General features: G+C 62.9%; 6 protein-coding genes. All 6 read left to right on the forward strand.

Annotated features, from left to right (window positions below):
* The first annotated feature begins 87 nt into the window (after nucleotides 1-87).
* Nucleotides 88-933, forward strand: a complete 846-nt coding sequence (locus MOV74_RS03020) for an alpha/beta fold hydrolase (RefSeq protein ID WP_246917749.1) — start codon at nucleotides 88-90, stop codon at nucleotides 931-933.
* Between the two features lie 287 nt (nucleotides 934-1,220).
* Complete coding sequence (locus MOV74_RS03025) at nucleotides 1,221-1,937, forward strand: response regulator transcription factor (RefSeq protein WP_246917751.1); 717 nt, start codon at nucleotides 1,221-1,223, stop codon at nucleotides 1,935-1,937.
* A gap of 28 nt (nucleotides 1,938-1,965) precedes the next feature.
* Nucleotides 1,966-3,033, forward strand: coding sequence for an NAD(P)-dependent oxidoreductase (locus MOV74_RS03030; RefSeq protein WP_246917754.1), 1,068 nt, complete (start codon nucleotides 1,966-1,968; stop codon nucleotides 3,031-3,033).
* Nucleotides 3,034-3,121: 88 nt separating this feature from the next.
* Nucleotides 3,122-4,450 carry a SagB family peptide dehydrogenase gene (locus tag MOV74_RS03035; RefSeq protein ID WP_246917763.1) on the forward strand — a complete coding sequence of 443 codons (1,329 nt, stop codon included), beginning with the start codon at nucleotides 3,122-3,124 and terminating at the stop codon, nucleotides 4,448-4,450.
* A gap of 154 nt (nucleotides 4,451-4,604) precedes the next feature.
* On the forward strand, nucleotides 4,605-6,512 hold the full coding sequence (locus tag MOV74_RS03040) for a cyclic peptide export ABC transporter (RefSeq protein ID WP_246917767.1): 1,908 nt from the start codon (nucleotides 4,605-4,607) through the stop codon (nucleotides 6,510-6,512).
* A gap of 46 nt (nucleotides 6,513-6,558) precedes the next feature.
* Nucleotides 6,559-11,592: non-ribosomal peptide synthetase (locus MOV74_RS03045; RefSeq protein ID WP_246917770.1), on the forward strand; the 5,034-nt coding region annotated here is incomplete at its 3' end.

Raw genomic sequence — 11,592 nt, forward strand, 5'->3', positions numbered from 1 at the left:
CAAGGCGCGTGCCGCGCGAGAAAATCCGCGCGGAGAGATGGATTGATATCTGAATGTAGCGACTACAACGCCGTATGGGATATGTAAATGACGATGCGATCCACGCACCTTCTGACTGAGGATCAAATCACGCTTCGGGTCAGTAAATGGGGGCAGGGTTCCCACCAGTGTGTGTTGATCCACGGTTTTGGCGACGGCCTCCACGTCTGGCCTGAATTCGCGGACCGTCTGGCCGGCACGTGCCAGGTGCTCGCGGCAGATCTTCGCGGCCACGGGCGGTCGCAATGGGACCCTGCCGAGCGCTACAATGTGGTGACCTATGCCGACGACGTAGGGGCCGCTATGAAGGCATTTCCCGCAGAGAGGGCCGTGCTGGTCGGACATTCCATGGGTGGCGAGGTTGCGCTGCGGATCGCTGCCGCGGCAGGACCGGGCATCGTCGGACTCATTCTCGTCGACTGTTCGCTGAGGCTCGATCCCGAGGCGTCGGAGCACATCTTCGCCGAATTCAAGCGCGAGAGCCGCGACTATGCCAGTGTGGCGGAATACGCCAAGTTTCTGGAGGCCAGCCGCCCGATGACCAGCCGCGCAATTCTGCAACGGCTCGCCGACGATTCAATGACGCGACAGCCGGATGGGACGTTTCGACTGAATCGGGATCCCGCGCTGGCCAATGGAAGCGGCGCGAAGGACGATTCAGACGACACCTCGTGGGATCAATTGAGATCCGTGCGGTGTCCTACCCTGATATTGAGAGGCGCGCGCTCGTCGGTGCTGAGCAAGTCTTTGGCTGAAAGGATGCGGGAACAGATCGCCGGTGCCCGCTTGCAAACCATTGCAAGGGCCGGCCATAACGTCATGCTCGACGATCCAGACGCATTCCAGGCGGCGAGCATTCCGTTCATCGTCGAACGGCTGACGGCCGGCCGCTAGCGCGCGTAAATGCGCGACGATGGCGGATTTCGCGGACTCCGCGAACCCGAACTGCATTCCGCGACACTATCCGCCTCGTGGCCGGCGCTCAAACTCGCTTGAGGCAGTGAGGCAGGCAGCGCTTCGATCTATGTGAATTGCCTTCAATTTTTGCGTTAATGACGCTTCGGATATAGAGCTTCTCAGCCTCGCGCCGATCCGCTAACTTTGAAGTATTCGATAATAATACAATCCAAGGTCGTTCGAAGTTCGACGCCCTCGGGGGCATGAGAGGCGGAGGATTAGTAATGCGATTGTTGTTCGCTGAAGGCTTTCGCTTGCCGACGGCGTCCGTGGGCGGTCTCCTCAGTCATGCGGGCTACGCCGTCGACGTAGTGGGTACCAGTCGAGATGCCGAAGAGGCGGCCCAGCTCGCAAGCTACAACCTCACGATCGTCGATCAGCAGCTGCCCGATGGCGACGGTCTCGATCTGCTCCGAACGCTCCGCAAGAACGGAAGTAAGGTGCCGATCCTCCTGCTCAATGCGCTACACTCCACCGAGACGCTCATCAAGTGTCTGGATGCTGGCGCCGATGATTGTCTGGCGAGGCCGTTCGACAACGGCGAGTTCCTGGCGCGCATCAGGGCGCTGCTTCGGCGCTCGCGCGACGATCTCTATCTAACACTGAAAGCGGGGAACTTGTCGTTCGATACCGGCTCCCGCGAACTTCGCATCGACGGCAGGCCGCTCACCCTGTCACGACGCGAGACCTCGCTCGTCGAAGTGCTGTTGCGCAGATCGGGCCGCATCGTGACGCGCGAGACGATCGAGACGATGCTGTTCGAGAGTCACCGCGAGTTCACGCCCAACGCCATCGAGGCAAGCGTCTCACGGCTGCGCAAGCGGCTGGCGGACGGCGGCTCTTCCTCGGACATACGTACCGTGCGCGGTCTCGGATATCTGATCGGCGAGCGTACCGGACCGTGCCACAGGAAGATGCCGGCACATGAGCTGAACGCCTGAACGATCCGGGATCCGAGGATGGTCTTTCATGAAAACGCAGACACGCACCGAGTGGCCGGATAAATTTAGCGACGTCGAGGACCTCGATGAGCGGATGACCCGTCCCGACGCGGCATTGGTCGAAGACCTCAACCGTATTAAAGGCGACATCATCCTGCTCGGTGTCAGCGGGAAATTGGGCCCGACGATTGCCCGGCTCGCCAAGCGTGCCGCGCCGAGCAGGCGCGTGATCGGGGTCGCCCGCTTCCGCGACGGCGGCAGCCGCGACTACCTCGAGCAACACGGCATCGAAACCATATCTTGCGACTTTCTCGATCGAGACTCCGTTGCGCGACTGCCCGACGCCGAGAACGCGATCTTCATGGCGGGTCTGTCTCCTCAGAAATTCGGCCAGGGGCCCAACGAGGCCCTGATGTGGGCCATGAACACCTACGTCCCCAGCCTGATCGCCGAGCGTTTCGCACACTCGAATATCGTGTGTTTCTCGACCGGTTGCGTCTATCCCTTCGTGTCGGTCTATAGCGGCGGTGCCACCGAGCAGACACCGGTCCAACCGCCTGCGAGCACCTATGCCAATTCATGTGTGGGACGCGAGCGAATCTTCGAGCATTTCGGCCGTAGAGCCGGAACGCCGCACTGCATCGTTCGCCTGAACTACGCGATCGACATGCGCTACGGCGTCCTGCACGACATTGCAGTGCGGATCCTGAATGGTGAAGCCATCGACCTAACCACCGGCAATGTGAACGTCATTTGGCAAGGCGACGCTGCCTCGATGGCGCTGCGCTGCCTGCTGCGCTGTTCGGTGCCAGGAACGGTAATCAACATCAGCGGGCCGGAGACCGTTTCCGTGCGGGCAGTCGCCCACAGGATGGGAGAATTGCTGGGGCGCGAACCGATCCTGGAGGGGCGGGAATCCGATATGGGCTGGCTGGTCAACACGACGCAGGCCATGCGCGAATTCGGCTACCCACAGGTCAGTCTCGGCCGTCTCGTGGCGTGGACGGCCGATTGGACGGGCCGGCGGATGCCGACCTTCTCCAAGAAGACATCCTATGAAGCGCGACCTACCGATTTCGCTGCAGGCGGCCGCTAGCGTGCGCCCGACCGCGGCGTCATCGACGCCGCGGCGGTGAACGGTGTGAGCTACACGGCGGGTTCTGCGGGAAAACGGGGGAGTTCTAATGTCTGTTCTGGCGAAGTGTCGGACCGGGGTCGATGTCAGAGAAAATGACGCAGGCGTCACCGTAAGCGGGGGGCAGTTTGCAATCACGGTCCCGAATTGGCCCGCCTCCTTTACATGGTCAGACCTGATCGACGGTGTGCCGCTGTCATCACTGCGCGAGCGGGCAGGTGGAGACTTCGCCGAGCTGCGTCACGCGGCGCACACGCTCTCGCTGTTGTCTTCGTTCATCGAGTACATCATCTTGATGGGCGAGCAGCCCGTCGCCCGATATAGATCAAGGAAGACAAAGTCCGACTTCGCTCTGCTCCTACCGCGCAGTAGCCTGCGCGCCTACGCGTTGCCGCCCACCACGTTCATGCGTTTCGTGGATCGCACCGTCCAGCTCGAATCAGCGCTGACTTCCGCCTCAATTTGTTGCTACGACGACGAGCTGACAGCCTGGCTTCTCAAGATGGGGACGACCTCGGACAGCGGCGCCTCCGTCGATCCGGGGCAGAGCTGGCTCACGGACGTCATGCTCTGCCTGATCGACGGACAGTTCGTGCGCCGAATGGACGTCGCCGCATCGTGTGAGAGCCGATGGGAATTTCACGACCTTCTGTTCCACACACGAAGTCGGTTCGGGGGACAAAGTGGGGGGTACGGGCCTACGCTTCGCTTTTCGCAATCCGACGAAGCGCTCGACCATGACGACGAGCCGGAAGTCCTTGTTGCGGCGGTGCCGATCAAGCTCGATATTCCCGGCCCCGTTCGCTCCACCCCTTTCTATGATGTGATGAACGGGCGCAGGAGCATTCGTATGCCGGGGCGCCCCATCACCAAGGGTGAGCTCTCCGAGTTTCTCTACAGAACGAGTTACATCACGGTTGATGACGGGCGAAAGTATGCGCGCTTCCCGGCTGGCGGGGAATTCCACGACCTCTGCATGTATCTGCTGATAGAAGCCTGCGACGGAATTAGTCCCGGCCTCTATCGATACGACAGGGAGCAGCATTCGCTGCACCTGGTGAAGACGAACGAAGGCGCGACCATGGTGCTGTCCGAAATGGCATCGCGCGCGTTGCGGCAGCGCGAGCATCCCCAGATACTGTTTAATATCACCTCTCGGATTTCCCGCGTGCAAATCGTCTACGAGTCAATGGCATATGCCCTGGTTCTGAAGAATCTCGGCGTACTACTGCAGACGATGTATCTCGTCGCAACCGAGATGAACCTTGCTCCTTGCGCGATCGGTGGTGGAAGTTCCGGTCAATTCGCTGCCGTGATCGAGAAATCGCCCATGCAGGAGCCCTGCATCGGTGAATTCGCTCTCAGTGCGACAGATTGATCAGAGCGGTAGCATCGAAGCCTGAGCTTCGGCCTGCTGGGATGACATGCCCGATGCATGCGGGCCGCGAGCCCGCTCAAGCCGAGGCATTCCGCAATCGCATCGTGGCGACTGTATCGCTGAAGATCGAGCAGAATATCATGTCTCTCTGCTGATGTTCGATATCGCGGAGCTTGCTCGTGCGACATGCGTCTGCGTCGCAACGCTCGCCCAGTACGCGCGTGCCAGCGTGACGCTTCAGTACGCCATTTGCATGTCAGGCTATGGTCAGCGTGCCGTGTTAATCGCAATAGCAGGACTAAGCTCAAACGTGCGCTTTGCGCGACCCGATAATGAATCTGCCTTACATTGGATGTTTGAGATGGCTTCAAGCAGATTTGCCAGATGCGTCGATCAAACCGAGCTGAGGTCGCTCATGAAGGCCGGGTTCACCGGCCGGTCCGCATTGGCAGTTCTCTTCGGTGTCGTCAGCGGATTGACGAATACGGCGGTCATGGTCGTCGTCATGACCGCTCTGAACGGAAATGCCACGCGCACCGTACTCGCACTTCTGCTGTTCTTCATCGCCCTGTCGCTCACTAGTCGATCGATTTGGCGGGCGCTCGTCACGCAGATCTCGCAGCGGGCGATCGCCGACATCAGGGAGCAGGTGGCTCGCCGGGTGCTGGAGGCTGCGCTCGTCGACATCGAGGCCATCGGCTCGAGGCGGATCATTAGCGCGATGACGCTCGACGCAAGGCGACTCGCGGATGCGCTGCCGATCCAGATCACGGTGTTGTCAAATCTCTCGTTTCTTCTCGGTTGCCTGGCCTATCTCGCTTATCTTTCGCTGGTCGGATTGGTTCTGATTGTGGCCGCCCTGGTGATCGGAGCTGTTTGCTACCGCTATCTGCACCGGCGAATTCATGCATGCACCGAGAAGAGCCGGCAGATATGGGACCAGGTCTCCGAAGCCTGCAGCCTCGTCGTCAACGGCATGAAGCAGCTCAAGGGCAGCGAACTGCGCCGCGTCGAATTGCTGGAACGATTGAACGCGGGATCAGCCAGTGGAATGGAGATGGCGTGTCTTCACACGCGTTATACGAACCACGCGCTGTCGATCACCCAAGCCCTGTTCTTCATTCCGCTCTGCGTATCCTTGTTCGCACCTTGGGCAATCGGCCTGTCGACGACTGACGTCGTCGGCTACGGCCTTGCCATGGTCTACATGGTCGGGCCGCTGCGGGAAGCCGTGGCGATGCTTCCGAATTTTGCCGATATCGACGTTGCGCGGTCGCGGATCAAGGCGATCGGACAGAAGCTCGACGATCGAGCCGTTGCGCGCCTCCGGGGCGCTGCGCCGACGGATTCGCAGAACGTACAGCCCGCGTGCGTCGAGTTGCGCAACATTCGCTATTCCTACACCGGCGAGTTCGGCAAGACCTTCACGCTCGAACCGATCGACCTGACCTTGCAGCGCGGCGAGATCCTCTTTGTCGTCGGCGGCAACGGCACCGGCAAGACCACGCTCGCGAAAATACTGGCCGGCCTGTACGTCCCGACTGACGGCGAGCTCGTGGTAGATGGCGAGGCCGTCGATGATGGCCGGCGGGAGTGGTATCAGCGTCAGGTGTCGACGATCTTCAGCGACTTCGTCGTCTTTGATCGCGTGTCCGACCGGCAGACTGACGGCGCCGCCGCGATGGCGCAAACGTTGCTGCAGCGGCTGGAGATCAACGAGCGCGTTAGCATCGGTGATCTGCGCTTCTCGCGGACGAAGGGCTTTTCCTCCGGTGAGCGCAAGCGCCTTGCGTTGCTTAGCGCTTGGGTCGATGACCGTCCCATCGTGTTGCTGGACGAGTGGGCTGCAGATCAGGATCCGCTTTTCAAGGAGAAGTTCTATCGGGAGTTTCTCGTCGAGTTGCGCGACGCCGGGAAGCTCGTCGTCGTGATCTCGCACGACGACCGGTATTTCGACGTGGCGGATCGGATCCTGTTCCTCGAGCGGGGACGTGCGCCACGGCTCGAGGTCAGAGGCGCAGTTACGGGGGCTCGTCGCTCGCGAGCGCCCGAGGCAGTCTAGGCGCGGCTTCGAAAGGTCACCACGATGCAGCAGGCGCGGATTGGGAATGACTGAGTTTAGGACGATACAGGAAGTTCTGGCCCGCCGCGCCGAGCAAGAGGCCGAGAGGGTCGCATTCCGTTTTCTCGACGACGCCGGCGCGGAGGATGCGACGTTCACTAACGGCAGGTTGCTGCGAAAGGCGGGTGGCGTCGCGTCGATCTTGCGGGAGAACGGCCTACGCCATCAACGCGTCGCCTTAGTCTATCAGAAGGCGGAGCATTTCGTTTGCGCGTTCTTCGGAACGCTTGCGGCGGGCTCGACGGTCGTGCCGCTCAGCCTCGCGCGGATGGGATTTGCCGAAACGAGGCTGGCCCTCACGTTTCGTGACGCCCAAATCGCCGCAGTGCTGACTGACTCCGTCAACTACATGAAAGTGCTGGACTTGGTGCGAGGAAGCCTCGGAGGCTCGTGCAAGGTTCTACTAGTCGAGAATGTCGATGAAAGTCTCGGCAGCGAGACCATCGATATTGTGGACGGAGAGACCACCGCGGTCATTCAATATACGTCCGGATCGACCAGCGTTCCGAAGGGCGTCGAAATCAGCCATGCCAACCTGCTGCACAACGCTTCGATGCTGATACGCGCATCGGTCAGTGGACTGCGCGATATGGTGGGGCTCAACTGGCTTCCGTTGTTTCACGACAATGGCTTGATGTGGGGCGCGGTGCTTCCGGTCTACGGCGAGATGCCGGTGATCAACATTTCGCCAGCGGCGGTCATCGCGCGGCCTGCGAACTGGTTCCGGGCGATCTCCGATTACAAGGTGAATATTAGCGGCGGTCCAAACTTCATCTACGATTTGTGCGTCGAGAGGTTAGATCCGGAAAAACTGCCCGGCGTCGACCTAAAAAGATGGGAGATTGCGTTTTGCGGCGCCGAGCCGATCCGGTCCGGCACGGTTGAGCAATTTCTGACGCGCTTCGCGCGCCTGGGACTATCGCCGGAATGCTTCCTGCCCGGCTACGGCCTCGCCGAGGCGACCTTGATGGTGTCGATGCGCCCGAGGAAGGCACGGCCAATCGTACGTGATTGGAACCAGGACGCGCTGGAGAAGGAGAATTGCGCGCGGCCCTGGACCGAGGGACGGAAGCGGACTTTGGTGTCTTCGGGCCAAATTACCGAAGGGCAGCAGGTCGCGATCGTGGATCCCAACTTGCTGCAGCCTTGTCACGAGGGCCGTGTCGGCGAGATCTGGGTCAGCGGTCCGAGCGTTGCGAAGGGCTACTGGCGGCGGCCGGACGAGACCAAGCTGACCTTTGGCTGGCCGCTCGATGGTTGTCCGGGAGCCAGCTTCATGCGCACGGGAGATCTTGGTTTCCTGGATGGCGGCGAACTGTTCGTCGTCGGACGTATCAAGGATCTCATCATCATCCGCGGGACCAATTACTACCCGCAGGACATCGAGCTCACGGTCGAGAGGACCCATCCCGAATTCCGTAAGAACGGCGGTGCGGCGTTCTCGGTCGAGATCGAGGGCCGCGAGGAGTTGGTTGTGCTCCAGGAACTCAAGCGCGGCTGGAAGAAGGCGGACACGTCGAATTGCCTCGACGCGTGCCGGACGGGGATCGCGCGCGAACATGGCCTCTCACCCTGCTCGATTTTGCTGGTCGCGGGTGGCGCCATCCCGAAGACGAGCAGCGGTAAGGTTCAGCGCCGATTGGCGCGGACGAAGTTCCTCGAGGGCGCCTTCTCGCCCGTCATGCAATGGAGCAGCCGGGACCCGGGCTCGCGCGCGGGGCGGGATGCTGGAACGGGCGGTGTGTCCTCCGTCGGCGGTTCGATGGTTCGTGGGTCGTATGTGGCACCGCGGAGTGCAACGGAGGAGGTGCTGGCGCGGATCTGGGGCGAGGTGCTGGGGCTTGAGAGGGTCGGGGCGCAGGACAACTTCTTCGAGCTCGGCGGGCACTCGCTGCTGGCGATGCGGATGTCGGCGCGGCTGAACGAGGCGTTCGGCGTCGAGCTGCCGCTGCGAACCCTGTTCGAGACACCGGTGCTTTCGGGTCTGGCGGAGCAGATCGTCGCGGTGCCGGACGAGCAGCGCGTGGTGTCGGCGGTAATCGCGACGGATCCTGCGGGCAGGTTCGAGAAGTTTCCTCTGACCGACGTGCAGCAGGCCTACTGGATCGGGCGGACGTCGAGCTTCGCGCTGAGTGGAGCGGCGCACAGCTACAGCGAGTTCGAGTTCGAGCGGCTCGATGTCGACCGCTTCGAGCTTGCCTTGCGCAGGCTGATCGAGCGGCACGATATGCTGCGGATGGTGGTGCATCCGGATGGCGAGCAGCAGGTGCTGGAGCGGGTGCCGCCCTATTGTCTGCGCAGGGCGGATCTCCGCGGCATGGCGGAGGCGGAGGCGGAGGCGGAGCTTGCGCGCTGGCGCGATCGGCTATCCCATCAGGTGCTGGACAGCACCTGCTGGCCGCTGTTCGAGATCGGCGTGTGCCTTCTGGACGGCGGCCGGGTGCGGCTGTTCGTCAGCATCGATCTGCTAATCACGGATGCGGGAAGCAGGTCGGTGATCATGCAGGACCTGGTGCGCTTCTATGCGGATCCGGCTCAGCAAGACCGTGCGCTGACGCTTTCGTTCCGGGACTGCGCGTTGGCGCAGAAGGCGGCGGAAGCCGGCGAGGCCTACCGGCGCGATCTGGCCTATTGGCAGGGACGGCTGGCGCGGCTGCCGGAGGGACCGCCGCTGCCGATGGTCGCCTCGAGCGATGCGCCGCGGTTCAGGCGGTGGTCGGGACGGCTGGAGACGCCGTCATGGGAGCGGTTGAAGGCGCGCGGCGCGCAGGCCGGGCTGACGCCGTCGGCGATATTGCTGACGGCATTCGCCGACGTGCTGGCCTCGTTCGGCGGTAAGTTGCACTTCACGATCAACCTGACCCTGTTCAATCGTCGCGAACATCATCCGGAGATCGACGCGATCGTCGGCGACTTCACCTCGGTGAACCTGCTGGAAGTGTCGTTGGCAACGCCGGAGACGTTTGAGCGGCGGGCGCGGCGTCTGCAGGGACAATTGTGGTCGGACCTCGACCACAGCCGGGTGAGCGGGGTGCGGGTGATGCGGGAGCTTGCCCGGATCGGCCGCGGCCGTGTGCTGATGCCGATCGTGTTCACCAGCACGCTGGGCCTTGCCGGCCATCATGCTGCATTCCCTGAGCCGATGCGGCTGGTGGACGAGATCTCGCAGACGCCGCAGGTGGCGCTGGATCATCAGGTGAGCGAGAGCGAGACCGGACTGAACTTCGTCTGGGACGTGGTCGCGGCACTGTTCCCTGCGGATTTTGTGCCGGCCATGTTCGAGAGCTATTGCGGCTGGCTGCGGCAATTGTCGGAGGATGAGGGAGCCTGGCAGGCGGTGTCGCGCAATCTCGTTCCGGCGGCGCAACTGGCCGGCCGGCTGGAGGTGAATGCGACCGCGGCGCTGTTTTCGCCGATGCGGCTGCACGAGCTGTTCCTGTCGCAGGTTGCGCGGCGGCGGGATCAGCCGGCGGTGATCAGCCCGGCCCGGCAGTTGAGCTATGGCGAGCTGGAGCAAGGCTCGGCCAACATTGCGGCGCGGCTCTGCGCGCTCGGCCTGCGTCCGGGCGAGCTCGTCGGCGTTCTCATGGAGAAGGGATGGGAGCAGATCGTCGCGGTGCTTGCCGTCTTGCGTGCGGGCGCGGTCTATCTGCCGGTCGACCCGGGCCTGCCGCCGGAGCGGGTCTCACATCTGCTGCAACGTGGCGAGGTCAGGTTCGTGCTGACGCAGTCCTGGCTGGAGGATGCGTTGGCGTTGCCCGAAGGCGTGCAGCGCCTTTGCGTGGCCGCTGGCGATCTGGACGCGAGACCGGAGGATTGGTCCGAGATCGAGGGCTCTGCCAACGATCTAGCCTACGTCATCTACACGTCGGGCTCAACCGGTCTGCCCAAGGGGGTGATGATCGATCATCGCGGCGCGGTGAACACGGTACTGGACATCAATCGCCGCTGGGCGATCGAAGCCGGAGACCGGGTGCTCGCGCTGTCGTCGCTGAGCTTCGACCTGTCAGTCTACGACATCTTCGGCCCGCTCGCCGCCGGCGGCGCGATCGTGGTGCCGGAAGCTTCGAAGCGGCCTGATCCGGCGCATTGGGTGCGGATGTGCGCGCGGCACGGAGTGACGGTCTGGAACTCGGTCCCTGCGCTGATGGAGCTTCTGCTCGAGCATTTGCAGCAGAGCGGCGAGAAGGCATCGCTGCCGCTGCGGCTGGTCATGCTCAGTGGCGACTGGATTGCGGTGACGCTGCCGGACCGGCTGCGCAGCGTCATCGGAAGCGCGGCGGTGGTCAGTCTCGGCGGCGCGACGGAAGCATCGATCTGGTCGATCGGGCGTGAGGTCGCGGCGGTGGATCCCGGCTGGGTCAGCATTCCCTATGGCCGTCCGCTGCTCAACCAGACCTTCCACGTGCTGAACGAGGCCGGTGAGGAATGTCCGGAATGGGTCAGCGGCGAGCTCTATATCGGCGGCGCCGGCGTGGCGCTGGGGTACTGGCGCGATGGCGGCAGGACGGCCGAGCGTTTTGTGCCGAGCCCGTATGGCGATGGGGCGCGGCTGTACCGGACGGGCGACCTCGGGCGCTGGCTGCCCGGAGGCGAGATCGAGTTCCTGGGCCGTCGCGACTTCCAGGTGAAGGTGCAGGGGCATCGCATCGAGCTCGGCGAGATCGAGGCGACGCTGCTGCGCCATGACGGCGTGAAGGACGCCGTGGTGATCGCACGCGAGGACAGCCCGGGCGACAAGCGGCTGGTGGCCTATGTGACGGCGGCCGATGGAGCGGCGCTGGAGACAGGCGAGCTGCGCGAACATCTGAAGCTGCGGCTTCCCGACTACATGGTGCCGTCGGCCTTCATGGTGCTGGAGGCGCTGCCACTGACACCGAACGGCAAGATCGACCGCAAGGCGTTGCCGTCCGTCGGCGGTTCGATGGTTCGTGGGTCGTATGTGGCACCGCGGAGTGCAACGGAGGAGGTGCTGGCGCGGATCTGGGGCGAGGTGCTGGGGCTTGAGAGGGTCGGGGCG

It is taken from the genome of Bradyrhizobium sp. SHOUNA76, from assembly GCF_023006445.1.
GTDB lineage: Bacteria > Pseudomonadota > Alphaproteobacteria > Rhizobiales > Xanthobacteraceae > Bradyrhizobium.

Coding starts and splice junctions, on each gene's coding strand:
- MOV74_RS03040 (WP_246917767.1), top strand. CDS start 4,605: ATGTTCGATATCGCGGAGCTTGCTCGTGCGACATGCGTCTGCGTCGCA.
- MOV74_RS03025 (WP_246917751.1), top strand. CDS start 1,221: ATGCGATTGTTGTTCGCTGAAGGCTTTCGCTTGCCGACGGCGTCCGTG.
- MOV74_RS03030 (WP_246917754.1), top strand. CDS start 1,966: ATGAAAACGCAGACACGCACCGAGTGGCCGGATAAATTTAGCGACGTC.
- MOV74_RS03020 (WP_246917749.1), top strand. CDS start 88: ATGACGATGCGATCCACGCACCTTCTGACTGAGGATCAAATCACGCTT.
- MOV74_RS03035 (WP_246917763.1), top strand. CDS start 3,122: ATGTCTGTTCTGGCGAAGTGTCGGACCGGGGTCGATGTCAGAGAAAAT.